The 24653-nt window shown below is 68.2% G+C and carries 22 protein-coding genes; 13 read left to right on the top strand and 9 right to left on the bottom strand.

Translation table 11 applies throughout. The features are described 5' to 3' along the window. Positions 1-18 precede the first annotated feature (18 nt). The 9 genes from fdh3B (at position 19) to FZ938_RS11850 (ending at position 8800) form a co-directional block, all read left to right on the top strand. Positions 19-654, top strand: a complete 636-nt coding sequence (gene fdh3B, locus FZ938_RS11890; protein WP_149198711.1) for a formate dehydrogenase FDH3 subunit beta — start codon at positions 19-21, stop codon at positions 652-654. 180 nt (positions 655-834) lie between these two features. Continuing rightward, positions 835-1833, top strand: coding sequence for a formate dehydrogenase subunit gamma (locus FZ938_RS11885; RefSeq protein ID WP_149198710.1), 999 nt, complete (start codon positions 835-837; stop codon positions 1831-1833). Positions 1834-2013: 180 nt separating this feature from the next. Continuing rightward, a complete protein-coding gene (adh, locus tag FZ938_RS11880; protein ID WP_149198709.1) occupies positions 2014-3534 on the top strand; it encodes an aldehyde dehydrogenase in 1521 nt (506 codons plus the stop codon). A 92-nt stretch (positions 3535-3626) separates the two neighbouring features. After that, complete coding sequence (locus FZ938_RS11875; RefSeq protein WP_149198708.1) at positions 3627-4004, top strand: DUF779 domain-containing protein; 378 nt, start codon at positions 3627-3629, stop codon at positions 4002-4004. A 183-nt stretch (positions 4005-4187) separates the two neighbouring features. Then, a complete protein-coding gene (nosP, locus tag FZ938_RS11870; RefSeq protein ID WP_246457322.1) occupies positions 4188-5348 on the top strand; it encodes a nitric oxide-sensing protein NosP in 1161 nt (386 codons plus the stop codon). Between the two features lie 4 nt (positions 5349-5352). Then, a complete protein-coding gene (locus tag FZ938_RS11865) occupies positions 5353-7185 on the top strand; it encodes an ATP-binding response regulator (RefSeq protein ID WP_149198707.1) in 1833 nt (610 codons plus the stop codon). Between the two features lie 42 nt (positions 7186-7227). Beyond that, the gene (locus FZ938_RS11860; RefSeq protein WP_149198706.1) at positions 7228-7947 is read left to right on the top strand and encodes an endonuclease III domain-containing protein; all 720 of its coding nucleotides are present in this window, start codon (positions 7228-7230) and stop codon (positions 7945-7947) included. A gap of 289 nt (positions 7948-8236) precedes the next feature. Further along, a complete protein-coding gene (locus FZ938_RS30520) occupies positions 8237-8458 on the top strand; it encodes a DUF2281 domain-containing protein (protein WP_174757057.1) in 222 nt (73 codons plus the stop codon). A gap of 156 nt (positions 8459-8614) precedes the next feature. Further along, positions 8615-8800, top strand: a complete 186-nt coding sequence (locus FZ938_RS11850; protein WP_149198704.1) for a hypothetical protein — start codon at positions 8615-8617, stop codon at positions 8798-8800. Positions 8801-8860: 60 nt separating this feature from the next. Here FZ938_RS11850 and scpC read toward each other — a convergent pair whose 3' ends face one another. Further along, the gene (gene scpC / locus FZ938_RS11845) at positions 8861-10369 is read right to left on the bottom strand and encodes a succinyl-CoA:acetate CoA-transferase ScpC (protein ID WP_149198703.1); all 1509 of its coding nucleotides are present in this window, start codon (positions 10367-10369) and stop codon (positions 8861-8863) included. A gap of 348 nt (positions 10370-10717) precedes the next feature. Here scpC and FZ938_RS11840 point away from each other — a divergent pair, with 348 nt between their 5' ends. Beyond that, the gene (locus FZ938_RS11840) at positions 10718-11455 is read left to right on the top strand and encodes an AraC family transcriptional regulator (RefSeq protein WP_149198702.1); all 738 of its coding nucleotides are present in this window, start codon (positions 10718-10720) and stop codon (positions 11453-11455) included. On the opposite strand, the gene FZ938_RS11835 is transcribed toward FZ938_RS11840, so the two are convergent. Next, the gene (locus tag FZ938_RS11835) at positions 11448-12146 is read right to left on the bottom strand and encodes an alpha/beta fold hydrolase (protein ID WP_149198701.1); all 699 of its coding nucleotides are present in this window, start codon (positions 12144-12146) and stop codon (positions 11448-11450) included. The two genes, FZ938_RS11840 and FZ938_RS11835, sit on opposite strands and share 8 nt — an antisense overlap. 108 nt (positions 12147-12254) lie before the next feature. Further along, a complete protein-coding gene (locus FZ938_RS11830) occupies positions 12255-12872 on the bottom strand; it encodes a DedA family protein (protein ID WP_174757056.1) in 618 nt (205 codons plus the stop codon). Between the two features lie 150 nt (positions 12873-13022). Here FZ938_RS11830 and FZ938_RS11825 point away from each other — a divergent pair, with 150 nt between their 5' ends. Further along, complete coding sequence (locus FZ938_RS11825; RefSeq protein ID WP_109156215.1) at positions 13023-13502, top strand: Lrp/AsnC family transcriptional regulator; 480 nt, start codon at positions 13023-13025, stop codon at positions 13500-13502. Between the two features lie 195 nt (positions 13503-13697). Here FZ938_RS11825 and FZ938_RS11820 read toward each other — a convergent pair whose 3' ends face one another. After that, entirely contained in the window at positions 13698-14936 is a 1239-nt protein-coding gene (locus FZ938_RS11820; RefSeq protein WP_149198700.1) for a winged helix-turn-helix domain-containing protein, read from the bottom strand. Positions 14937-15069: 133 nt separating this feature from the next. Between FZ938_RS11820 and FZ938_RS11815 the strand changes: the two genes are divergently transcribed. Then, on the top strand, positions 15070-16272 hold the full coding sequence (locus tag FZ938_RS11815) for an NnrS family protein (protein ID WP_149198699.1): 1203 nt from the start codon (positions 15070-15072) through the stop codon (positions 16270-16272). Between the two features lie 23 nt (positions 16273-16295). Here FZ938_RS11815 and FZ938_RS11810 read toward each other — a convergent pair whose 3' ends face one another. The 4 genes from FZ938_RS11810 to FZ938_RS11795 form a co-directional block, all read right to left on the bottom strand. After that, positions 16296-16670, bottom strand: a complete 375-nt coding sequence (locus tag FZ938_RS11810) for a response regulator (RefSeq protein WP_149198698.1) — start codon at positions 16668-16670, stop codon at positions 16296-16298. Between the two features lie 160 nt (positions 16671-16830). Next, on the bottom strand, positions 16831-17226 hold the full coding sequence (locus tag FZ938_RS11805; RefSeq protein WP_149198697.1) for a hypothetical protein: 396 nt from the start codon (positions 17224-17226) through the stop codon (positions 16831-16833). A 124-nt stretch (positions 17227-17350) separates the two neighbouring features. Continuing rightward, positions 17351-20110, bottom strand: coding sequence for a hybrid sensor histidine kinase/response regulator (locus FZ938_RS11800; protein ID WP_149198696.1), 2760 nt, complete (start codon positions 20108-20110; stop codon positions 17351-17353). Beyond that, positions 20107-20952 carry a phosphate/phosphite/phosphonate ABC transporter substrate-binding protein gene (locus FZ938_RS11795; RefSeq protein ID WP_149198695.1) on the bottom strand — a complete coding sequence of 282 codons (846 nt, stop codon included), beginning with the start codon at positions 20950-20952 and terminating at the stop codon, positions 20107-20109. Before FZ938_RS11795 ends, FZ938_RS11800 begins: the two co-directional genes overlap by 4 nt. Positions 20953-21308: 356 nt before the next feature. On the opposite strand from FZ938_RS11795, the gene FZ938_RS11790 reads away from it, so the two are divergent. Beyond that, entirely contained in the window at positions 21309-21497 is a 189-nt protein-coding gene (locus FZ938_RS11790; protein WP_149198694.1) for a hypothetical protein, read from the top strand. Positions 21498-21569: 72 nt separating this feature from the next. Here the strand turns inward: FZ938_RS11790 and FZ938_RS11785 are convergent, their stop codons facing one another. After that, positions 21570-24647: a multidrug efflux RND transporter permease subunit gene (locus tag FZ938_RS11785; RefSeq protein ID WP_149198693.1), complete on the bottom strand. Its 3078-nt coding sequence runs from the start codon at positions 24645-24647 to the stop codon at positions 21570-21572. Positions 24648-24653: the final 6 nt, after the last annotated feature.

Raw genomic sequence — 24653 nt, 5'->3', positions numbered from 1 at the left:
TGCAGGAGCTGATGAGACATGGCCCGGATGAAGTTCCTGTGCGATTCGGAACGCTGCATCGAATGCAACGCCTGCGTCACCGCCTGCAAGAACGAGCATGAGGTGCCCTGGGGCATCAACCGCCGCCGGCTGGTCACGCTGAACGACGGCAAGCCGGGCGAGCGGTCGATCTCCATGGCCTGCATGCATTGCAACGACCCGCCCTGCGCCGCGGTGTGCCCGGTCGACTGCTTCCTGCAGACCGCCGACGGGGTGGTGCTGCACAGCAAGGATCTGTGCATCGGCTGCGGCTATTGCTTCTACGCCTGCCCGTTCGGCGCGCCGCAATACCCGCGCACCACCGATTTCGGCAGCCGCGGCAAGATGGACAAGTGCACCTTTTGCGCCGGCGGTCCCGAACCGGACGGCAGCGTCGAGGAGTACCAGAAATACGGTGCCAACCGGCTGGCCGAGGGCAAGCTGCCGCTCTGCGCGGAGATGTGCTCCACCCGCGCGCTGATGGCCGGCGACGGCGCCATCCTGGCCGACATCTATCAGGAACGGTCGGTGCGGCGCGGCTACGGCTCCGGTGCGCCGGGCTGGTCCACCGCCTATGGGCGGAATGAGCGGGGCTCCCCCTTCGCGCCCGGTGGGCCGGGGACGGGAGGGGCGTGAGGAGTGCCGCGGCGGTTGCCCCCTCCCCATCCCTCCCCCGCTCCGCGGGAGAGGGGGCAGGACGCTTGGTGAAGTTTGGCAACGGAGCGGCGGCAGTCCCCTCTCCCTCGAAGAGGGGGAGGGTTAGGGAGGGGGCAATCGGCGCCTCCCTCATATGAAGGACCATTCTGGGAGACCACCATGCGCCCCCTGCACGCCCTGCTGCTGATCGCCCTGATGGCCGTTGCTGGTCTGGCCGCTCCGACTTTCGCACAAGCGCAGCTTACTCAGGTGCCCGGCCCCAACTCGCCGACCACGAAGGAGCAGGTGCCGCTCTACGTCCCGCAGGACGACAAGGTCGTCGGCCGCGTCAGCATCCCGGACGAGAAGCTGGCGGTGCTGGTCCAGCCGGAAGGGCGGGAATGGCGGGAGTGGCGCACCCACACGCTGCGGCTGGCCATCGGCGGGCTGGCCATCGGCATGACGGTGGTGCTGGCGATCTTCTTCCTCTATCGCGGCACGATCCGCATCCATGGCGGCAAGGCGGGGCGGCTGGTGCTGCGCTTCAACGGGCTGGACCGCTTCGCCCATTGGACGACGGCGGTCAGCTTCCTGACCATGGCGCTGACCGGCGTGATCCTGACCTTCGGCCGGTCGCTGCTGATCCCGCTGATCGGCCATCAGGCCTTCACGCCGCTGGCGGAATATTCCAAGTCTATCCACAACTTCGTCAGCGTGCCCTTCGTCGTCGGGCTGCTGATGATCGTCGCGCTGTGGCTGCGTGACAATATTCCGGAGAAGGCCGACTGGATTTGGATCAAGTCGGCGGGCGGGCTCTTCTCCAAGGCTGGCCATCATCCGGAAGCCGGGCGCTTCAATGCCGGCCAGAAGTTGGTGTTCTGGAGCATCGTGCTGGGCGGCGTCGTGATGGCGGCCACCGGCTATCTGCTGATGGTGCCCTTCGCCTTCACCGGGATCGGCGGGATGCAGACCATCCATGTCATCCACGGGCTGCTGGCGGCGGCGCTGATCGCCGCGGTGATCGGTCACATCTACATCGGCACCATCGGTATGGAAGGCGCCTTCGACGCCATGGGCTCCGGCGATGTCGACGAGAACTGGGCGATGGAGCACCACCGCCGCTGGTATCAGGAACAGCTGCGCAAGGGCTATGTCGAAGGGCGCCAGCCGGCGGAGTGAGGCGCCCCGGGGAATCCGTCATGGAGTGGCCCATTGGGTGGGATACGAACAATCCCACCTCCGCACCGTCTCCTTCCATAGTACAATTTACCCTTCCCCTCTCAGAGTGGCTGAATGGCCCCGACAAACGCGTTGGACCGGAGACCTGACCGGTTCACCACACTGAGAGGAACGGCCCAAATGCTCCACCAGGCTCTCGAAACGCTCCAGAAGCAGATCGCGCTCCGCCCCCGCTACGACAACTTTATCGGCGGCCAGTGGGTTGCGCCGGTGGACGGCCAATACTTCACCAACCTGACCCCGATTACCGGCAAGCCGCTGTGCGAGATCGCCCGTTCCCAGGCCGCCGACGTCGAGCTGGCGCTGGACGCCGCCCACAAGGCCAAGGACGCCTGGGGCCGCACTTCGCCGACCGAGCGCTCGAACATCCTGCTGAAGATCGCCGACCGCATGGAAGAGCGGCTGGAGATCATCGCGCTGGCCGAGACGCTGGACAACGGCAAGCCGATCCGCGAGACCCGCGCCGCCGACGTTCCGCTCGCCATCGACCACTTCCGCTACTATGCCGGCTGCATCCGCGCCCAGGAAGGCTCGATCGCCGAGATCGACCACACCACCTACGCCTACCACTTCCATGAGCCGCTGGGCGTCGTCGGCCAGATCATCCCCTGGAACTTCCCGCTGCTGATGGCCGCCTGGAAGCTGGCCCCGGCCCTGGCCGCCGGCAACTGCATCGTGCTGAAGCCGGCCGAGCAGACCCCGATGGCGATCCTGGTCCTGATGGAGATGATCGGCGATCTGCTGCCGCCGGGCGTCATCAACGTCGTCAACGGCTTCGGCATCGAGGCCGGCAAGCCGCTCGCCACCAACAAGCGCATCTCGAAGATCGCTTTCACCGGCGAGACCTCGACCGGCCGCCTGATCCTGCAGTACGCGTCGGAGAACATCATCCCGTCGACCGTCGAGCTGGGCGGCAAGTCGCCGAACATCTTCTTCGAAGACGTGATGGCGTCCGACGACGAGTTCCTGGACAAGGCGCTGGAAGGCTTCGCGATGTTCGCGCTGAACCAGGGCGAGGTCTGCACCTGCCCGAGCCGCGTCCTCATCCAGAAGTCGATCTACGACCGCTTCATCAAGCTGGCGGTCGAGCGCGTCGCCAAGATCGCCCAGGGCCATCCGCTGGACGGCGGCACGATGATCGGCGCCCAGGCGTCGCAGGAGCAGATGGAGAAGATCCTCTCCTACATCGAGATCGGCAAGGCCGAGGGCGCCAAGGTGCTGATCGGCGGCGAGCGCGCCCATCTGGGCGGCGAGCTGGAGGGCGGCTACTACGTCCAGCCGACCATCCTGGAAGGCCACAACAAGATGCGCATCTTCCAGGAGGAGATCTTCGGCCCGGTCGTCGCCGTGACGACCTTCGAGACCGAGGAAGAGGCGCTGGCCATCGCCAACGACAGCGAGTTCGGTCTGGGCGCCGGCGTCTGGACCCGTGACGGCAACCGCGCCTTCCGCATGGGCCGCGGCATCCAGGCCGGCCGCGTGTGGACCAACTGCTACCACCTGTATCCGGCGCACGCCGCCTTCGGTGGTTACAAGAAGTCCGGCATCGGCCGCGAGACGCACAAGATGATGCTCGACCACTACCAGCAGACCAAGAACCTGCTGGTCAGCTACAGCCCGAAAGCGCTCGGCTTCTTCTGAGCCCTGCTCCTCCCTATCGGGCGAACCTGGGCCGGGGGCGCGTCCCCCGGCCTTTTTTCTTTCTCCGCGTGGTTTCGTGATAAAGGACCGCCATGACCGACCGCGTGATCGCCACCCCTGAAGCCATCGCGCTGCTGGACCGCCTTGCCGCGAAGCACGGGCCGCTGATGCTGCATCTGTCGGGCGGCTGCTGCGACGGGTCGGCACCGCTCTGCCTGCCGAAGGGGGAGTTCCGCATGGGCGGGCGCGACCTGTGGATCGGCACGGTCGCCGGCGCGCCCTTCTGCATGTCCGACGACACCTTCCAATGGTGGCGCAACACCCAGGTCATCCTGGACGTTATCCAGGCGCGCGGCGGCGGCTTTTCGATCGAGGCGCCGGACGGCGTCCGCTTCACCGCCAAGGCCCGTCTGTTCACCGACGAGGAGTTGGCCGGCTTGCCCGATCCGCAGCCGGCAGAGAGTATCTAGGCCGAGCATCTTCAGGAGCCGCCCCGCATCATGTCCTCCTTCACCGGCCCGCGGATTGGTCTTGCCCGCCGCCATCCCTGGAGTACCCTTGCCGGATCGTATCCGCGCACGGAGAGGGAGGCGCAAGCGGCATCGATGTCCACACGGGAGATCTCCGCAGACGGCCCCTCCGCGGACGGCCCGGTGAAACCCGCGTCCGGCGACGGCATGCCGCGCGCCGTCACCCATGCCGAACGCGCCGACGAGGCGGCGAGGGAACTGCGCGCCGGGCTGGGCGAGGCGGCGCTGGAACTGGTGGTGGTGTTCTGCGCCCCCAGCTATGACCGCGATGCCCTGGCCGATGCCCTGGCGCGGGAGTTCGGCATGGTGCCGGTCATCGGCTGCACCACGGCGGGGGAGATCGGTCCCGGCGGCTACACCACCAACGCCCTGGTGGCTGTGGGCTTCCCGAGCGAGGATTTCTGCATCGTCACCGCGCTGGTCGACCATGTCGACCGCTTCGAGATCGCCGACAGCACCGCCATCGCGCGCTCACTGCTGTCGCGCCGCGACCGGGCGATGGCGAGCCGGCCCGTGCCGCTGGGCGAGGATGCCCGCAGCTTCGCCATGCTGCTGATCGACGGCCTGTCGATGAGCGAGGAGACGGTGGTCAGCGCGCTGCACAACGCGCTGATCGACATCCCGCTGTTCGGCGCCTCGGCCGGCGACGACCTGCATTTCGAACGCACCTTCGTCCTTCACGAGGGCGCCTTCCACCCCAATGCCGCGGTGGTGGCGCTGTTCACCACCAACCGGCCCTTCACCGTCTTCCGCACCCAGCATTTCGTCAGTTCCGACCGCAAGATGGTCGTCACCGGCGCCGACCCGCAGCACCGCATCGTCCATGAGATCAATGCCGAGCCGGCGGGCCGCGAATACGCCCGGCTGGTCGGTCTGGAGGGCGAGCCGCTGACTCCGATGATCTTCGCCGCCCATCCCGTCGTCGTGCGGGTCGGCGGCCAGTACCATGTCCGCTCGATCCAGAAGGTGAACGACGACGAGAGCCTGACCTTCTTCTGCGCCATCGACGAGGGCATCGTCCTGACGGTGGCGGAGGGGGTCGATCCGGTCTCCAACTTCGACGGTCTGATCGCGGGCATCGAGGAAGAGGTCGGTGCCCCCGACCTGATCCTCGGCTGCGACTGCATCCTGCGCCGGCTGGAGATGGAGCAGCGGCAATTGAACGCCGTCATGTCGGAACGGCTGGCGCGCAACCGGGTTGTCGGATTCTGCGCCTATGGCGAACAGGTGAACGGCATGCACGTCAACCAGACCTTCACGGGCGTCGCCATCGGAGGACGCTAAAGCCATGGCCGGCATCCAAACCCGCAACTGGACCCTCGACCCCGCCGACCGCATCGCCGCGCTGGAGCGCGAGAACGCCAAGCTCCAGCGCATCAACAAGGTGCTGATGGACCGCGTCGAGCGGTCGATGGATTTCCAGGGCGGCGCCTTCTCGCTGTTCCAGACCGCCATCGTGCTGGAGCAGAAGATCCGCGAGCGCACGCTGGAGCTGGAACGTGCCCTGCACAAGCTGGAGGACAGCAACCGCGACCTCGCCCGCGCCAAGGAGCTGGCGGACACCATGCGCACCCGCCTGTTCGAGGCGATCGAGTCGGTGAACGAGGGGTTCGCCCTGTTCGACTCCGCCGACCGGCTGGTGCTGTGCAACCGCAAATACCTGTCCTACTGGCCGTCGGTGGCGGGCCGCATCCAGGCCGGCATCCGCTTCAACGATCTGGTCGCCATGGTCGCCGCCGCCGGCGCGGTCAGCGAGCCGCCTCCCGACGTCTGGCTGCGCGAGCGGATGGAGCACCGCCACGACCTGAAGGGCGTCTTCCTGAACCGGCTGTCGGACGGCCGCTGGATCCAGGTGAACGAGCGGCGCACCCGCGACGGCGGCATCGTCGGCGTCTACACCGACATCACCGTCATCAAGCATGAGGAGGAGCGGCGGCGCGAATCCGAACAGGCGGAGAAATCCGCGCTGATGATGCTGAACGACCAGCTTCAGCAGGCGAAGTCACAAGCCGATCAGGCCAACCTGTCGAAGACCCGCTTCATCGCCGCCGCCAGCCACGACCTGTTGCAGCCGCTGAACGCCGCCCGCCTGTTCGTCTCGGCACTGGCCGACCTGGAACAGCCGCCCGCCAATGCGGAGTTGGTGGACAACATCGACTTGGCTCTGGCGTCGGTGGAGGATCTGCTGTCGGCGCTGCTCGACATCTCCAAGCTCGACGCCGGGGCGGTGACGCCGGAGGTCAGCGATTTCCCGCTGCGCGGCATCCTGGCGCCGCTCGCCACCGAATATGCCGCAGTGGCGGCGGAGCGCGGCATCGACCTGAAGGTGGTGGGATCGGGGGCGGTGGTGCGCAGCGACATGCGGCTGCTGCGCCGGATCGTGCAGAACTTCCTGTCCAACGCGCTGCGCTATGTGCAGGGCGGCCGGGTGGTGGTCGGCTGCCGCCGGACCGGCGACGGCATCCGCATCGAGGTGTGGGACAACGGCCCCGGCATCCCGCGCGACAAGATCACCGAGATTTTCCAGGAGTTCCGCCGACTCGACACCCCCGTCACCAAGGGACGCGACCGTGGCATGGGGCTTGGCCTCGCCATCGTCGACCGTGTCGCCCGTATGCTGGGCCACCCGATCACCGTGCGGTCGGAGCCGGGCCGGGGTTCGGTCTTCGCCGTCACCGTGCCGCGCGGGACGGAGAGGCGCGCCGTGCGTCCGGCCAACGTCGCCGCCCGGCCGATGACCAACCGGCTGGCCGGAACCTCGGTGCTGGTGCTGGACAACGAGCCGGCGGTGGTGGCGGGGATGGAGGCGCTGCTGCGCGGCTGGGCCTGCGACGTGGTGTCCGCCACCAACGGCGACGAGGCGCTGGCTCTGCTGTCCGGCATGCCGCAGCCGCCGGATCTGCTGATCGCCGACTATCACCTCGACGACGGGGCGCTGGGCGTCAACGAGGTGGCGCGGCTGCGCGCCGCCTGCGGCCGCATCCTGCCCGCCGTGATCGTCACCGCCAACCGCACGCCGGAACTGGCGGACGAGGCCAAGGCGGCCGGCTGTCTGGTGCTGAACAAACCGGTGAAGCCGGCGCAGTTGCGCGCGGTGATGTCGGGGCTGGTGGGGGTATGATTTACCGGTAACGCCTTACCGGTTCGGCTGTTGTCGGTTCTTATGACCGACCCCGTTGCATTGCGCGACAAGGCGCTCGAGATCCATCGGCTGCTGTGCACCGTTTACGGCTGCCCGGTCGCCTATTTCCACAGCCTCGACCCGCTGAGTGAGCTGGTGTCGTCGCTGCTGTCGCACCGCACCCGGAATACGGCCTCCGGCGCCGCCTTCAAGGCGTTGCGGCGACGCTGGCCGGATTGGGAGTCGGTGCGCGACGCCCCGGTCGCGGAGGTGGAGGCGACCATCGCCGGCGTCACCTGGCCGGAGCAGAAGGCGCCGCGCATTCAGGCCATCCTGCGCCGCATCACCGAGCGGGTCGGCAGCCTGTCGCTCGACCTGCTGTCCGGCATGCCGGTGCCCGAGGCCCGCGCGTGGCTGGAGGAGTTACCGGGGGTGGGGCCGAAGACCAGCGCTGCGGTGCTCAGTTTCTCCACCCTGCGGCAGGCGGCCTTGCCGGTGGACAGCCACCACCACCGCGTCGCGGTGCGCACCGGCCTGATCCCCGCCAACGTCGCCGTCGGCCCGTCGCACGCGGTGTTGTCGGCGCAATTGCCGGAGGATTGGGACGCCCAGCAGGTCTACGACAACCACGAGGTCATGATGCTGCACGGCCAACGTTGCTGTTACTATCAGGCGCCGGCCTGCGATCGCTGCGTGCTGCTGCGCCTGTGCCCGACCGGACAGGCCCTGCGTCCGTCCGAGGGTGAGCGGGAGAGGGCGTGAGGGTGGACGACCGGGCGGTGTTGCACATAGCTCCCTCTCCCGCCCCGGGAGAGGGAAGGGGCTCATGCGCCAGCATGGGAAGGGTGAGGGGCTGGGTACGAAGCCATGCGGTTCGGGATTCTTGGGCTCCCCCTCACCCTCCCCACTTCGTGGGTCCCCTCCCTCTCCCGGGCGGGAGAGGGCGTTTATTGGCATGTACGGATCCCCCTATCTTTGTTCCAAGCTATCGGCACCGTTTGATACGCGTATGATGGTTTGCCTCCGAGAAGGCACTCAAGGAATCGCTGCGATGGATCATGATGAACTGCTCGCAAAGCTTCGAATGCTGCCCAAGGACAAACGGGACGAGGTGATGGACTTCGTAGACTTTTTGGTCGCTCGCTATGGCCGCTGCAATGAAAGCTCTCCGGGCCACGCCTCTGCCGAAGCTTGCATCAGCCAAACATTCCGGGACGTGCACGACGATCCCGTTGCCTACAGCCTTCAAGACCTGAAGGAGCGCTGGCGCTGACGACGACCGCCCACGCGGCGCCTCACCCCATTCGTTTTGTGCATTGCAACACGCAGCCATTCCCAGAATGCAGGGCCGTTCATCACCAGCCGAGCGCATATAAGATTGTGAGAGCGACGAAGACGCCGCTCCGATCTTCATAAGACGAGGCCTGAGGTGATACACAAGATTCTGGACGCGATCGATGCCATCGTCGCGGAAAAACGCCAGAACGGCCAGCTTGAGGACTGGCTCAAGAGCGGAGCTGCACGCCGTTTCTGCGAGAAGATTTCGTCCGAGCGCAAGCACTATTACCCAGCATTGCTTCTCTACTTGGAGAGCAATGGCGGGCAGCATGTCTGACCGGTACAGATAACGGGAACGGGCCGCGGAATTCCGCGGCCCGCCCGTTTTCGAGGGACCCTATTCGGCCGCCAGCGGCTTCGGCATCATGCTGCCGGTCTGCTGGAAGCGGGTGTGCCAGGCGAAAGCCTCCTCCAGCAAATGCGGGGTGTGGCCGCCGCGCTGGAGTGCCCGGCGCTGATAGTCGGCCGCCAGTTCACGGTAGCTGGGGTGGACGCAGTTGCGGATGATCGTCTCCGCCCGCTCGCGCGGAGCCAGCCCGCGCAGGTCGGCCAGCCCGACCTCCGTCACCAGGACGTCGACGTCATGTTCATTGTGGTCGACGTGGCTGACCATCGGCACGACGCTGGAGATGGCGCCGCCCTTGGCCAGCGACTTGGTGACGAAGATGGCGAGGTGGCTGTTGCGGGCGAAGTCGCCGGAGCCGCCGATGCCGTTCATCATCTGCGTGCCGTTGACATGGGTGGAGTTGACGTTGCCGTAGATGTCGCACTCCAGCGCCGTGTTGATGCCGATGACGCCAAGGCGGCGGATCACCTCCGGATGGTTGGAGATCTCCTGCGGACGCAGCAGCAGCCGGCCCTTGTAGGAGCCGATCTTCGGCAGCACCTCGGCGTATTTCCCGGCGCTGAGCGTGATCGAGGAGCCGGACGCGAAGTTCAGCTTGCCGGCGTCGAACAGCTCGAAGGTGCTGTCCTGCAGGACCTCGCTGTACATGGTCAGGTCGTGGAACGGCCCGTCGATCAGCCCGTGCAGCACCGCGTTGGCGATGGTGCCGATGCCGGCCTGCAGCGGCGCCAGCGAGCGGCCCATCCGGCCCTGGCGAACTTCGCGGCCCAGGAACTCGATCAGGTGGCCGGCGATGGCGTTGGTCTCGTCATCGGGCGGCAGGATGCTGGCGGAGCTGTCCTGCTTACGCGTCACCACGATGGCCGCGATTCGTGACGGGTCGATCGGGATATAGGGCAGGCCGGCGCGGCTTTCCGCCGTCACCACCGGGATCGGCTCGCGGAAGGGGCGGCGGGTCGGGATGTAGACGTCGTGCATCCCCTCCAGATCCAGCGGCTGGGTCAGGTTCAGCTCGATGATGATCTTCTCGGCCAGGATGGCGAAGGTCGCCGAATTGCCGATGGAGGTGGTCGGCACGATGCCGCCATTCTCGGTGATGGCGCAGGCCTCGATCACCGCGACATCGACCGGCCCCATCTGGCGCGAGCGCAGCAGCTCCACCGTTTCAGACAGGTGCTGGTCGACGAACATCACCTCGCCGCGGTTGATCGCCTTACGCAGAACCGGGTCGGCCTGGAAGGGCAGGCGGCGCGACAGCACCCCCGCCTCCGTCAGGATGCGGTCCACGTCGTTGCCCAGCGAGGCGCCGGTCATCAGGGTGATCTTCAGCTTTTCCGAGGCGGCGCGCTCGGCCAGCGCCAGCGGAACCGCCTTGGCGTCGCCGGCGCGGGTGAAGCCGCTCATGCCCACGGTCATGCCGTCCTTGATGAGGAAGGCGGCCTCTTCCGCCGGAACCACCTTGCCCCACAGGGATTTCAGGCGGATGCGATCTCGGTACATCGGGCGTTCCTTTTATGAATGCTTTTTGGCGAATGGCGAACGATCCGTGCCTTGGCGGCCGTATTTCTTGTTTGAAAATACTCATAAGGAGGCGCTGTCCGGCGCCGCAATTGTTCGTCCGGAATATCAGGCAACGCTCAAGTGAATAGGTGGGCGAATATCGGATGATCGGTGCGCATTGCGGACGTTGACTTGGAAATGCGCCGGGGTGATTTGCTGAAACTCAGTTTCGCCTTCTGGTATTTGTGGGGGTCGGCCGGTCCCGCGCTTGTGCGCAGCTGTGTCTGTACGCGCCGGGGATGACGGCGTAGCATCGGCCGGTCGATCCAACCGCAGGAGTCCGCCGGCGTGGCGTCCCCGCATCGGCCGACCGTCAGCACCCGCAGTTACGACGGGCATGAACGGCGGCACGCCCATGACCATCACCAGATCGTGCTGCCGGTCGCCGGGACCCTCGACATGGAGGTCGGCGGGGCTTGCGGGCGGGTGGGCGACGGGCGCGGGGTGCTGGTGGCCGACGGCGTGCCGCACAGCTTCCGCAGCGGCGGAACCAACCGCTTCGTCGTGCTGGACGTGCCGGCCGCCGGGTTGGTGCCGGAGGCGGCGGTGCGCGCCTGCGACGCTTTCTTCGCCATCGACGGCGCGCTGGACGGGCTGGTGCGTTACTTGGCGGCGGAGGCGGCCGACCGGCCGCTCGACCCGGTGCTGGCCCATCATTCGGCGGGGCTGCTGCTGCGCGCCCTGGAAGCCCGGCAACCGCCGCCGCTGTCGGACGACCCCATCGACCGCGCCCTGGCCCTGATGGCGGAGCGCTGCACCGAGCCGCTGACGGTGGCGGAGTTGGCCGAGGCGGCCGGTCTGGCGCCCAGCCGGTTCCATGAACGCTTCCGCGCGCGGACCGGCAGCACCCCCGCCGCCATGCTGGCCGACCTGCGGCTGGACCGGGCGGAGGCATTGCTGCGGGAGGGCAGGCTGCCGCTGGCCGAGGTGGCGTTGGCGGTGGGCTTCTCCGACCAGAGCGCCCTGACCCGCAGCCTGCGCCGCCGCCGCGGCACCACGCCGGGGGCGGTGCGGAAGTCTAGATAGAGCGGGCCGCCTCGACGATCACCGCCGCCACCGCATCCGGGCGCGACAGGTGGGGAGCATGGCCGCTGTCAACCTCCACCGTTCGGGCGCCGATGCGCGACGCGGTGGCGCGCAGGAAGTCGGGCGGCAACATGCGGTCATTGGCGGCGACGACATACCAGGCGGGCTTGGTCTTCCAGGCGGCGGCGCTCACCTTCGTCGCGAAGCAGGCCGCCGCCACCGGCCCCTGGGTGGCGGTCAGCAGGGCGGCCTCCTCCGCCGGCAAATCCTGGGCGAAGTTGCGGGCCATGCCCTCCGGTTTCAGGGTCAGGAAACGGTCCTTGTCCACCGAGACGCCCGACAGGCCGGCCGAGGGCGGGAAGGGCTTCAGCGTGTCGTTCGGCGACTGCCCGGCGTCGGGAGCGAAGGCGGCGATGTAGACCAGCGACTTCACCCGCTCCTGGTCGCCGATCTGGGTGATGACGGCGCCGCCCCAGGAATGGCCGACCAGCACCACCGGCCCCTTGGTCCGGTCGATGGCGCGCTGGACATGGGCGACATCGTCGTCGAGCGAGACCAGCGGGTTCTGCACCGCCACCACCGCGAACCCTTCCGCCTGCAGCCGGGGAATCACCCGGCCCCAGGAGGAGCCGTCGGCGAAAGCGCCATGGACGAGGATGATGATGGGGGTGGAAGTCTCGGTGGAACTCATTGAGGCGGCTCCCGCTGGCGGTCGGATCGGCCAGTCAGAGCATGGCCGCGCCGCCGCCGTCCAGCCGGGGCGGGGAGGTTTTTCTCAGGGTGGAAAAGGGATTGGCGGTTATTCCGCCGGCTGCTGGCTCGTGCGCCGGCCGAAAGTGGCGACGCGGTAGATGTACCAGAGGGCGATCCCGGCGGCGACGATGTTGGAGATCGGGTTCAGCCAGCCGGCGACCTGCTGATAGCGGTCCTCCAGCAGATAGCCGGCACTGGCGAGAAAGGTCGTCCAGATCGCCGTGCCGACCGTGGTGTAGAGCAGGAAGGGGGCCAGCGCCATCTCCGACACCCCGGCGGGGATGGAGATCAGCGTGCGCACCGCCGGGATCATCCGGCCGATCAGCACCGAGCGGCCGCCATGCTCGCGGAAGCGGACGGCGGCCCGGTCGACCTCCTCCGGCGCGATGGTCAGCCAGCGGCCATGGCGCCCGGCCCAGCGCTTCAGCCGGCGGCAGCCGACCCAGCGGCCGATCAGGTACCAGAACAGCGCCCCCAGCACGGCGCCGCCCGTGCCCGAGACGATGACCATCACCAGCCCCAGGTCGCCGCGCGCGGCGGTGAAGCCGGCCAGCGGCAGGATCAGCTCCGATGGGATGGGCGGGAACAGGTTCTCCGCGAACATCAGCAGAGCGACGCCGGCATAGCCGGTGTGCTCCACCATACCGACGATCCAATCGAACAAGTCCGTTCTCCCACGCTTGGCGCCCGCTCCCACCGTCGGACCAACACCGGGAAGGGTGGATTGGTTGCATGGAGGGGCTCGCACCGGCCGCCGGCTCTGCTTATGTTTGCAGGTGTAACGATTGAATGGGCGGAGGAGGGGAAGGCGCAGATGGCGGCGATCAAGCTCGACCGGCATGAGAAGGGTATCCTGGCGGCCCTGCAGGAGAACGCCCGCCTGACCATGCAGGAGCTGGGCGACACCGTCGGCCTGTCGGCCTCGCCCTGCTGGCGCCGGGTGCGGTCGATGGAGGACATCGGCGTCATCCGCCGCTACACGGTGCAGCTCGACCCGCGCAAGCTGGGGCTGGGCGAGTGCGTCTTCGCCCATGTCACGCTTGAACGCCACAAGGAGAATGCGGTCGAACAGTTCGAGACCGCCATTGCCGATATGCCGGAGGTGCTGGAATGCTTCGCCGTCACCGGCGACGCCGATTACCTGCTGCGCATCGTCGTGCCGACGACGGAGGATTACGGCCGCTTCCTCAGCGAACGCATCTTCTCCATCCCCGCTGTTTCGCACGTCAAATCGAGCGTCACCCTGAAGGAGGTCAAGTTCGAGACCCGGCTGCCGCTCGACCATCTGGAGTGAGGCGCGATTCGCCCTCTTCCGCCTCGGGAGAGGGAGGGGACCCACGAAGTGGGGAGGGTGAGGGGTAATCCAAGCATCCCGAACCGCACGGCTCCGTGCCTGACCCCTTACCCTTCCCACCGCTTTGCGGCGGGCCCCTTCCCTCTCCCGGGACGGGAGAGGGAGCCGGTGCGATTTCTTAACCTCCGGTCGAACTCAGATCCCCGTCAGCCGCAACTCCGCATCCAGCGCCGGCGCCAGATCGCCGCCGCCGGCCATCGTCACCCGCTCCAGCCCCAGCCAGCCGGCCAGACGGCGCAGTTCCGCCGCCAGGGGCGGGGCGACGGTCGCGTGGCTGGCATGGGGTTCGGTGTGGGCGGCCTGGACCAGCAGGGCGGAGGCCTTGCGGTCGGATTTCAGGTCGACGCGGGCGGCGATGCGCTCGTCCATCAGGAAGGGCAGGACGTAATAGCCATGTTCCCGCTTGTGGGCGGGGGTGTAGATCTCCAGCCGGATGCGGGCGCCGAACAGCCGTTCGGTGCGCTGCCGTTCCCAGATCAGCGAATCGAAGGGGGAGAGCAGGGCGCGGGCCGGGGCCTTGCGGGGAACGCGCAGGTCGGGGGTGACGTAGGCGGTGCGCTCCCAGCCCTCCACCGTCACCGGCAGCAGGTCGCCGGCTTCCACCAGTTCGGCGATGCGCAGGCGGGCGTCGGCGACGTCCAGCCGGTGATAGTCGCGCAGGTCGCGCTCGGTCGCCACGCCATGGGCGCGGGCTGCGATGCGCAGAAGGGCACGCTGGGCCTCGGCCTCCTCCGGGGTGGGCGTATCGAGGACGGCGGATGGCAGCACCCGCTCCGGCAGGTCATAGAGCCGCTCGAAGCCGCGACGGCCGGCGGTGGTGACCAGACCGGCCCAGAACAGGAACTCCACGGCGCGCTTGCCGTCGCTCCAGCCCCACCAGCCGCCGGCCCCGCGCCCGGCCTCGGACAGTTCCGACGCACCCAGCGGGCCGCGCGCCGCCACCTCGGCCAGCACCGAGTCGATGTAGGGACGGCGTTCGGCGGCGAAGCGCGCCAACTCGCCATAGATGCCCTCGCCGCGTTCGGCCCGTGCCATGCGCCAGCGGAACAGCGGCTGCTGTTCCACCGGGATCAGCGACGCCTCGTGGCCCCAATATTCGAACAGCGCCCGCCGCTTGCCGCCATAGGCCAGCCGGTCGAGCAGCGCCGCCTCGTACGGCCCCAGCCGCGAGAACAGCGGCAGGTAATGCGAGCGCACCAGCACATTGACGGAATCGATCTGCACCAGCCCCAGCCGGCCGATCAGGCGCCGGGCATGGCGGGCTTCGACAGGATCGGCGTCGGGGGGCGTGTTGGGGAAGCCATTGGGGAAGCCTTGGGCCGCGATGGCGACGCGGCGGGCCTCGCGCAGGGACAGGCTGTCGGGACGGGGCATGGACCTGGAAGGAAATGGAGCGGGTGGGCAGCTTGCGAATGCGTTTGATTTTCGTCAAGGCGGCACGGGGGCGGGGCGCGCAGGCTGACGGTCAATCCTGCACTGCAGCACCCGTTTTGCGGAGTCCCCCTTCATGTCCTCCCCCAGTCTTGCCGGCCGCGACGACGGCCCCGCCATTCCGATCCTGTTCCAGTATGGTTTCCGATTCTTCTTCCTGTTCAGCGGCGTGGCCGCCGTCGGGCTGCTCGGCGCCTGGCTGGGCGTGCTGGTGACCGGGGAATGGCCGGAGCATGCGGTCGGCGCCAGCGCCTGGCATGCGCATGAGATGCTGTTCGGCACGGTGGTGGCCGCCATCGCCGGCTTCCTGCTGACCGCGGTGCCGAGCTGGACCGGAACCAAGGCGGTGGCGGGCGCGCCGCTGATGGCGCTCGCGGCCTTGTGGATCGCCGGCCGCGTCGCCGTCTTCCCCTGGACCGGCATGCCGGAGCCGGTGGCGGCGGTCATCGACATCGCCTTCCTGCCGGGGCTGGGGTTGGCGCTCGGCCGACCGCTGGTGGCGGCGGGCAAGTGGCGGAACAGCGCCTTCCTGATCCTGATCGGGCTGCTGACGACCGCAAACCTGCTGATCCATCTGGACTGGCTGGAGATGCTGGACGGCGGGGCGGATGCCGGCTTCGCGCTGGGGCTGGGCGTCGTGCTGATGATGGTGACGGTGATCGGCGGGCGCATCCTGCCGGCCTTCACCCGCAACGGGCTGGGCAAGGCGGGGATTGGCGTGCGGTCCTGGCCGATGGTGGAGCGGCCGGTTCTGGTGCTGACGCTGGCGCTGATCCCGGCGGCGATGGTGGCGCCGGACTCCGCGGTCACCGGGCTGATCGCGCTCGCCGCCGCGGCGGCCCATGCGGTGCGGCTGGCCGGCTGGCAGGGCTGGAAGGCCTGGCGCTCGCCGATCCTGTGGATCCTGCATGTCGGCTATCTGTGGGTGCCGGTGGCGTTGAGCCTGCGCGGGCTGCATGCCCTGGCCGGGCTGCCGGCGGCGGCGGGGACCCATGCGATGACGGTCGGCGCCTTCGCCACCCTGATCCTGGCGGTGATGAGCCGCGCCTCGCTCGGCCACACCGGGCGGCCGCTGGTGGTGTCGCGGGGGACGGTCGCCGCCTATGTGCTGCTGACGGTCGCGGCGGTCGCCCGCACCGCCTCGCCGCTTTTGCCGGTCGAGTGGGTCTGGGCGGCGCTGCAATGGTCGGGCTATGCCTGGGTCGCGGCCTTCACCCTGTATCTCGTCGCCTATGCCCCGGTCCTGCTGTCGCCGCGGGCCGACGGGCGGCCGGGCTGATTGGAAGAACTTGGACGGCGCCGTTACGCGGCGCCGCGGAAGTAGCGGTCGATGGCGTCGGTCATCTCGACCTCACGGAAGGGCTTGGTCAGCACCGGCCGGTCCTGATGGCTCCGCGGCAGGCCGGCGGCGCCATGGCCGGTGGTGAAGACGAAGGGGATGCCCCGGGCGCTCAGTGCGTCGGCGACGCTGTCGACGCGCTCCCCGCGCAGGGTGACGTCCAGCAGGGCGGCGTCGATGCCGCCCTTGGCGATCAGCTCCAGCGCCTCCGCCACCGTGCCGGCGGGGCCGATGACGCCGACATTCTGGACTTCCAGCGAATCCTCGATGGCCATGGCCACCAGCGGCTCGTCCTCGACGAGCAGGATGCGCAAGGGCTTCGATCGGTCGGCTTCCATGGACAGGCGGCTCGCTGCTGGTCGGGGCTGTTGTCGGCCGTCAGATGGGGGTCTTGATCCCATACGGCAACCGGCGTGAGCTTTTCCGTTCAGCCCTCCGCTTGTCCAGCCCGACCTTGGTCATCGCCCATTGGTCCATCCGCGAGCTATAGCTGGACTATCACCCCAGATCATCGAGCGCCTGTTGGAGGGACGGATAGAGCGCTTCCACCAGCGACCCGTCCGGCCGGACCGGCGACGGCAGGGTGTCGGCCCCTTCCAGCGCCCGGAACAGCGGCAGGCCGCCGACCTCGACGAAGCCGCCGCGCTCGCCATACTGGCCGACGATCCAGTCCTTGACCGTCGGGTCGCCGTCCAGCGCGTTGTTGTGCGAGATCAACGCATGGGTGCCGTCGTCCGACCGGCGGTACCAGGCCCGGCAGCCGTCGCCGAGATCCATCGGCGTGAAGCCGGCCTCGGTCATGGCCTTCCGCACCGCCGGGTTCACCCGGTCGGCCCTCAACCGATCGGTCTGCGCACCGGTCCATTGGTCGAGATCGTCCGCAAGCTCGGTCATTTCGCCTCTCTGGTCATGGTCCTGAATGGACAACGCATCAGGGAGACTTTTGTGCCACGCGGACCTGTCCGAATGTGGAGGGAGCGGCTGCCTGTTTGTGACTGTCCGGCCGCCGCCTATCCGTTCAGACGTTTAGCGGCTTGCGGGTGCGGAGCGCGGCAAGGGAGCGGTCGAGCAGGTCGCGCAACCGGTCCTCCTGGTCCAGAACCGCGGAGGCGGGGGCATGTTCCAGCTCCTTCGCCAGACGGCCGAGGGCGGCGGCGCCGAGATTGAGCGCGGTGCCCTTCAGCGTGTGGGCGGTGCGGTTGTGCGGCTCCCCGGCGCGGGCCTGGGCGACCATGCTGTCGACCGTCTTCTGCCCGTTGTCGGTGAAGCCGGCGACGGAAGCGGTCCAGTCGTCGGCCGTCAGCACCTCCAGCAGCAGGGACACCTGCTCCTCATCCAAGAGGTCGGCGTCGGGAATTGCAGGCTGGTCGGCAGGCAAATCCGCGGGCTGGTCGATCATGGCGGGCTCCGGAGCGGCGGGTACGGGGGCGGCGGACACAGCCGTGCCGGCAGCAACGCCGTTGCCCAGCACCGATGCCATTTCGGCAAAGAGCAGGGCGGGGCGCAAGGGCTTCGTGACGAAACCGTTCATCCCCGCCGACAGGCATTCCGGCCGCGAGCTGCCCGACGCATGGGCGGTCAGCGCCAGGATGGGGACGCGACCAGTCGGTTCGGGCAGTTCGCGCACGCGGCGGGTGGCGGTCAGCCCGTCCATGCCCGGCATCTGGATGTCCATCAGCACGAGGTCGAACGGCTGGTCGCGCACCATGCGCACCGCCTCCCCGCCGCTGGCGGCCAGCGCCACGCTGTGGCCGGCGCGCTCCAGGATGCCGCGGACGATGTCGCGGTTCACCTCGATGTCGTCGACCGCCAGCACGCGCAGCGGCGGCAATGCGGCGGCGCGCGCCGCATCGCCGACGCTGGTGCCGTGGCCGGGCTCGACGCGGCGCAGGGCCGACGGGTCGCCGGGACGGGCGACGACGGTGAAGCGGAAGACGCTGCCGCGGCCGGGGGCGGTGTCCACCGCGATGCTGCCGCCCATCAGCAGGCAGAGGTCGCGGCAGATCGCCAGCCCCAGGCCGGTGCCGCCATAGCGCCGGGTGATCGAACTGTCGGCCTGGGTGAAGCGGTCGAACAGGGTTGGCACCGAGCCCGGCGCGATGCCGATGCCGGTGTCCTCCACCTCGAACTCCAGCAGGAAGGAGTCCGGGTGGCCATAGGACACGACGCTGTCGGTACCGCGGTCCAGCCGGCGCACCCGCACGGCGACATGGCCCTCTTCGGTGAATTTCACCGCGTTGCCGACCAGATTGAACAGGATCTGGCGCAGGCGGGCCGGGTCGGTGACGATCACCTCCGGCACCGACGGCATCAGCCGGGCCGACAGCTCCAGCCCCTTGTCGGTGGCGTTCGGGCGCAGAACCTCCAGCACGCCGTCGATCAGCTGGGGCAGGGCGCAGTCCGCCTCCTCCAGATCGATGCGACGGGCCTCCAGCTTCGACAGGTCGAGAATGTCGTCCAGCAGCCGCAGCAGGGTCTCGGCCGAGCGGCGGGCGACGTCGGCCAGCCGCTTCTCCTCCGTCGGCAGGGAGGCGTCGGCCAGCAGGGTCAGGTTGCCGAGCACGCCGTTCATCGGGGTGCGAAGCTCGTGGCTGACGGTCGCCAGGAACTCGGTCTTCGACCGGCTGGCGGCCTCCGCCTTCTCCTTGGCCAGCAGCAGCTGCTCGGCCGCCTGACGCGGCTCGGTCACGTCGATGCACAGCCACAGCTTGCCGATGGCCGTGCCGGCGGCGTTGCGCACCGGCACATTGTGCCAGCTGACGATGCGCCCGTCGGTCAGCGTCATTTCGCGCCGCTCGTCGCCGTCCACCGCCGACAGCAGGGTATAGTCGGTGTCGCGCGGGGCGTTGCCGGCATTGGCCAGCGTCTCGTCCAGCCGGTGGCCGACCGGCGCCCCGGCGATCGCGAACAGGCAGGAGAAGGCCGGGTTGGCGTAGGCGATGCGCCCGTCGCCGCCGACGAACAGCACGCCGAAATCCATCGCCGACAGAAGCGCCGACAGACGGGCGCGTTCCTGCTCCACGTCGCGGGCCAGCGCCTCCTGCTCGTCCAGTGCGACGGTCAGCTGGTCGACACGCTCCTTGATGGCGTGGGACATGGTATTGAAGGCCGCACCCAGCCGGCCGATGTCGTCGCTCCCCTCCGCCAGCTCGGGCGGGCTGTAGTCGCCGGCCGCCACCCGTTCGCTGGCCCGCGCCAGCGCCGCCAGATGGCGGGTCAGCCACAGGCCCAGCAGGGTCAGCAGTCCGGCCGACAGCAGGATCTCCGACAGGGCGATGGCGATGCCCTGGGTCAGCAGGTCGCGCCGCGCCTCGACGATGTGCAGCAGGTCGAGACCGAACTGCACCGCGCCCAGCTTCTGCCCGGCCAGCGACACCGGCACCGCCACGTCGTAGCGGGCGATGCCGTCCTTGGCGTCCAGCGTCAGGGCCGGGTCCGGATCGGGCAGCGCGCGGTTTTCCGGCCAGCCGCTGATCGCCACCAGCCGGCCGTTGCTGTCGCTGACCGCGAGATAGAGGACGCCGCCGGTGGAGCGGCTTTCGTCCAGCACCGCCTGCAGCGTCGCATAGTCGCGCTGGGCCAGCGGCGCCACCAGCGCGGCGTTCAGCACCGGCGCCACCTGTCCGGCATGCAGCCTTGCCTGTTCGGCGAGGCTGCCATAGAGCAGGCGCACGCTGTTGGCGACCAGCAGGGTCAGCATGATCGCCTCGACCGCCATGGCGGCGACCAGCATGCGCCCGCGCAGGGTCTTCCAGGGCGCCAGACGGGTCAGGATCATTTCCCAGCCTTCAGAACGCTCCGGACCTCGTCGGACAGCGGCTCCATCGCCTCCAGTTCCTCGTCGCTGACCGTACGGTAGCCGTCGAGCTGGTTGGCGTCGAAATAGGCCTTGCCCTCCGCCGTCTCGCCGAAGGCGAACAGGGCCTTGCGCAAAGGGTCCGCCACAGCCGCCTCCCTGCCGTTCAGCATATAGACGCGGCCGGCCATCGGGCGGCTCTCGGCGATGGTGGAGAGCTGGGCCTGAACCTCCGGCGCCAGCTTGGCGCGGTTGGCCAGCGACATGAAGCCGGCCGACGCGTCGCCGGCCAGGATCAGCTGGGCCACGCTGTCGGCGGCGCTGACATAGCGGAGCTGGATGCCGGGCAGCTTCTGGCCGGCGAGCCAATGCTGGCCCCACAGCGTCACCAGCGAGGACGGGCTTAGGCCGAGGACGGTGGTGCCGGCGAGCGACGCCGCCGTCCGGTACGGTCCCTTGGCGGCGGTCACCACCACGGCGCGGAAGTCGGCCTTGTAGGTCAGCAGCGGCAGATAGCCGGCGTCCTTGCGCAGCATCTCCGCCTGATGGCCGGTGGTGACGGCGATGTCGTATTCCTGGTCCATCGCCCGGCGGGCGAAGGCGGTGAAGTCGGGGGCCGTCACGATCTCCACCGGCCGGCCCAGCGCCGCCTCCACCGCGCGGCGGACGGGCTGGTACTGTTCGATGATGACGCGGGCGCTGGTGTGCGGGGCGATGCCGATGCGGAACGCCTGCTCCGCCGCCACGGCCGGAGCGGGAGTTGCCAGTCCGCACAACAGGGCGGAACAGAGCGCGGCAAGGCCGGCCAACAGACGCATTGTCATGGATCTCGGATCCCTACGTTGTGCAGGCGTGAAATGCCGGCGCATGAACGGACAGCATTCGTGACGGCGACGGTCCAGCCAGGGTGTAGGACGAAAGATATAACATTCGATAAATGCCGCAGGTAGGGACAAGAGCGCGCAGGGTGGCCGGTTTCGCGCATGTCGCGGCTGGTTTCACGCGGTCTGAAAGACGTGCGGAACTTTGGCCATTCCTGCTCGCATCATTCTGCCGGCCCTGCGCAACTTTGAAACGGCGGCGGAGCAGGATTCGGCGTGGGCCAAGAAAGATCACGCTTTGGTTGCGGGACGGTCCGCTATGTGTCGGGCGTGCCCCCAGCCGCAAAGGACCTCCCCCCGTGCCGGAACGAGCCCTCGACCCGCAGTCCTCCATCTGCCGCGCCATCCGCCTGCTGCGCGACCACAGCCGCGACTGCCACAGCATCGAAACCCGGCGCCTGCTGATCCACACCGAACGCTGGCTGGTCTGGATGCTCCGCCGCGAAGAGGGCGAGGACCTGCCGGTGCCGGCGGAACTGGCGGGGTGACAAGGCACAAACGAAAACAGGCCCCTCCCGGTCGGGAGGGGCCTGGTTCGTCTTGCGGTTCCCGACGGCGCGTCAGGTCGTGCTGCGCAGCTGCTCCGCCCGGCTGGAGCGGGAGGTGGCGTAATGGTCCGTCGCCAGCAGGGTGTAGACCGCCGGCAGGACGAACAGCGTGAACAGCGTGCCGATCAGCATGCCGGACACGATGACCAGGCCGATGGAGAAGCGGCTGGCCGCGCCGGCGCCCGCCGCCGTCAGCAGCGGCAGCAGGCCGACCACCATCGCCGCGGTGGTCATCAGGATCGGGCGCAGGCGGACACGGGCCGCATGCTCGATCGCGGTGCGGCGGTCCACGCCTTCGTTGATCTGCATCTCGCGGGCGAACTCCACCAGCAGGATGCCGTGCTTGGAGATCAGGCCGATCAGGGTCACCAGACCGACCTGGGTGTAGATGTTCATGGTGGCGGCGCCGAAGAACAGCGGCAGCAGCGCGCCGCAGATCGACATCGGCACCGACACCAGGATCACCAGCGGGTCACGCAGCGATTCGAACTGCGCCGCCAGAACCAGATAGATCACGATCAGCGCGAAGGCGAAGGTGACCATCAGCTGGCTGCCCTCCGTCACGAACTGGCGCGATTCCGACAGGTAGGCGTGATTGAAGCCGGCCGGCAGCTGGGTGCGCGCCTGCTCCTCCAGGAAATCGACGACCTGCCCCATCGAGACGCCCGGCATCGGCACGGCGGAGAAGGTGGCCGAGGGCAGCTGGTTGTACTTGTTCAGCGCGTTCGGCTCCACCGCCGTATCCACCGACACCACGGTGGACAACGGGATCTGGGCGCCCGACCCGGAGGTGACGTAGTAGTTGGTCAGCGATTCCGGCGTCAGGCGGTCGGCCCGCGGCACCTGGGGAATAACCTCGTAGGAACGGCCGTTCAGGTTGAAGCGGTTGACGTAGTTGCCGCCGACCAGCACGGCCAGCGTGTCGCCCACCGCCTTCATCGACAGGCCGAGGTCGGCCGCCTTGGCGCGGTCGATCTTCAGCCGGACGACCGGGCTGTCATATTTCAGGTCGGTGTCGGTGACGATGAACATGCCGCTTTTCATGGCGGCGTCGTTGATCCGCTCGATGGCGTCGAAGATGGTGCGGTAATCGCCGGGGCTGGAGATCACCATCTGCACCGGCAGGCCGCCGGTGGAGCCGGGCAGGGCCGGCGGCGACACCAGGAACACGTTGATGCCCGTCACCTTGCCCAGCTCGGCCTGGGCCAGCGGCTGCAGTTCCTTGGCCGACCGCCCGCGCTCGCCCCACGGCTTCAGGATCATGCCGGCGAAGCCCTGGTTCAGGGTCGGGATGCCGGTCAGGACGAAGCGGGTATCGGTTTCCGGGAAGCTGGCGAAGGTATCGTCGATCTGCTTTCCGAAGCTGTCGATATAGTCGAGGTTGGCGTATTGCGGCGCCTTGGAGATGCCGAACAGGATGCCCTGATCCTCTTCCGGCGCCAGCTCCGACATGGTGTTGGCGAACAGGTAGCCGACCGACAGCAGAATGCCCAGCGCGAACAGCAGGGTCGCGGCGCGATAGTCCAGCATGCCGTCCAGCCGCCGCTCGTACCAACCCGCCAGCCGTTCGAACTGGCGGTCGAGGAAGGCGGCGAAGCGGCCCTGGCTCCCGCCCTCCTTCAGGATGACGGAGCACATCATCGGCGACAGCGTCAGCGCCACGATGCCCGACACGATCACCGACGCGGCGAGCGTGAAGGCGAATTCGCGGAACAGCGCGCCGGTCAGTCCGCCCAGCAGGCCGATGGGGGCATAGACCGCCGCCAGCGTGATGGTCATGGAGATGACCGGCCCGATGATCTCGCGCGCGCCGATCAGCGACGCGGCGACCGCCGATTTGCCGTGCTCGATATGCCGGTGGATGTTCTCCACCACCACGATGGCGTCATCGACCACGAGGCCGATGGCGAGCACCATCGCCAGCAGCGTCAGCAGGTTCAGCGAGAATCCCAGCGCCAGCATGAAGGTGGCCGCCCCCACGATGGACAGCGGGATGGTGACCACCGGGATCAGCACCGACCGGAGGGATCCGAGGAACAGGAAGATGACGACGATGACGATGGCCACCGCTTCGAGCAGCGTCTTCACCACCTCGTCGATGGAGGCCTGGATGAAGCGGGTGCTGTCATAGACGATTTCCATCTTCATGCCGGGCGGCAGGTTGCGCCGCAGCTCCGGCTCCATCTTGCGGATGTCTTCGACGATGTTCAGCGGGTTGCCGGTGGGGGTGGAATCGACGCCGATGAAGATCGCCTGCTGCCCGTTCATCGCCACGCTGGCGTCGAAGCTCTTGGAACTGAGTTCGACGGTGGCGATGTCGCGCATCCGCACCAGCGCCCCGTCCTTGGCCTTCACCACCATGTCGCGGAACTGCTCCACGTCGGTCAGGCCGGTGTTGGCGGTGACGTTGGAGATGACGAAGACGCCCTTGGTCTGGCCGGGAGCCGACTGGTAGTTGTTGGCGGCAACCGCCGCCGAGACGTCGGCCGGCGAGATGTTGCGCGCCGCCATCTTGGCCGGATCCAGCCAAAGCCGCATGGCGAAGGTCTGGCCGCCCAGGATCTTGGCCTGCGCCACCCCGTTCACGGTGGACAGCACCGGCTGCACCACGCGCGTCAGATAGTCGGAGATCGCCGCCCCCGACAAATCGGGGCTGGAGAAGCCCATATACAGGATGGAGGTCGTCTCGCCGGTCGATTTCAGGATGACCGGGTCGTTGGCCTCGCGCGGAAGCTGGTATTTGACCTGCTGCACCTTCGCCATCACGTCGGTCATCGCGACGTTGGGGTCGAAGTTCAGCCGGACATAGGCGGTGACGACGCTCTGCCCCTGGGTGGAGGAGGAGGTCAGATAGTCGAGACCCTCGGCCGTCGCCACCGCCTGTTCGATCGGCGTCGCGATGAAGCCCTGCATCAGCTCCGGCGAGGCGCCGGGATAGCTGGTGGTGACGGTGATGACCGTGTTCTGCAGCTGCGGATACTGCCGGATCGGCAGCTCCAGCATCGAGCGGATGCCGACCAGCAGGATCAGCAGGCTGACCACGACGGACAGAACGGGCCGGCGGATGAAGATGTCGGTGAAACTGCCCATGGCGTC

This window comes from Azospirillum oryzae (assembly GCF_008364795.1).
GTDB lineage: Bacteria > Pseudomonadota > Alphaproteobacteria > Azospirillales > Azospirillaceae > Azospirillum > Azospirillum oryzae.
Note: the sequence above shows the minus strand (reverse complement) of the source record. Positions and strands in the feature narration are given on the sequence as shown.

What these genes read in the sequence shown, in the direction of transcription:
- fdh3B (WP_149198711.1), top strand. Translation starts at nt 19, where the DNA reads ATGGCCCGGATGAAGTTCCTGTGCGATTCGGAACGCTGCATCGAATGC.
- FZ938_RS11885 (WP_149198710.1), top strand. Translation starts at nt 835, where the DNA reads ATGCGCCCCCTGCACGCCCTGCTGCTGATCGCCCTGATGGCCGTTGCT.
- adh (WP_149198709.1), top strand. Translation starts at nt 2,014, where the DNA reads ATGCTCCACCAGGCTCTCGAAACGCTCCAGAAGCAGATCGCGCTCCGC.
- FZ938_RS11875 (WP_149198708.1), top strand. Translation starts at nt 3,627, where the DNA reads ATGACCGACCGCGTGATCGCCACCCCTGAAGCCATCGCGCTGCTGGAC.
- FZ938_RS11865 (WP_149198707.1), top strand. Translation starts at nt 5,353, where the DNA reads ATGGCCGGCATCCAAACCCGCAACTGGACCCTCGACCCCGCCGACCGC.
- FZ938_RS11860 (WP_149198706.1), top strand. Translation starts at nt 7,228, where the DNA reads ATGACCGACCCCGTTGCATTGCGCGACAAGGCGCTCGAGATCCATCGG.
- FZ938_RS30520 (WP_174757057.1), top strand. Translation starts at nt 8,237, where the DNA reads ATGGATCATGATGAACTGCTCGCAAAGCTTCGAATGCTGCCCAAGGAC.
- scpC (WP_149198703.1), bottom strand. Translation starts at nt 10,369, where the DNA reads ATGTACCGAGATCGCATCCGCCTGAAATCCCTGTGGGGCAAGGTGGTT.
- FZ938_RS11835 (WP_149198701.1), bottom strand. Translation starts at nt 12,146, where the DNA reads ATGAGTTCCACCGAGACTTCCACCCCCATCATCATCCTCGTCCATGGC.
- FZ938_RS11825 (WP_109156215.1), top strand. Translation starts at nt 13,023, where the DNA reads ATGGCGGCGATCAAGCTCGACCGGCATGAGAAGGGTATCCTGGCGGCC.
- FZ938_RS11820 (WP_149198700.1), bottom strand. Translation starts at nt 14,936, where the DNA reads ATGCCCCGTCCCGACAGCCTGTCCCTGCGCGAGGCCCGCCGCGTCGCC.
- FZ938_RS11815 (WP_149198699.1), top strand. Translation starts at nt 15,070, where the DNA reads ATGTCCTCCCCCAGTCTTGCCGGCCGCGACGACGGCCCCGCCATTCCG.
- FZ938_RS11810 (WP_149198698.1), bottom strand. Translation starts at nt 16,670, where the DNA reads ATGGAAGCCGACCGATCGAAGCCCTTGCGCATCCTGCTCGTCGAGGAC.
- FZ938_RS11805 (WP_149198697.1), bottom strand. Translation starts at nt 17,226, where the DNA reads ATGACCGAGCTTGCGGACGATCTCGACCAATGGACCGGTGCGCAGACC.
- FZ938_RS11800 (WP_149198696.1), bottom strand. Translation starts at nt 20,110, where the DNA reads ATGATCCTGACCCGTCTGGCGCCCTGGAAGACCCTGCGCGGGCGCATG.
- FZ938_RS11795 (WP_149198695.1), bottom strand. Translation starts at nt 20,952, where the DNA reads ATGACAATGCGTCTGTTGGCCGGCCTTGCCGCGCTCTGTTCCGCCCTG.
- FZ938_RS11785 (WP_149198693.1), bottom strand. Translation starts at nt 24,647, where the DNA reads ATGGGCAGTTTCACCGACATCTTCATCCGCCGGCCCGTTCTGTCCGTC.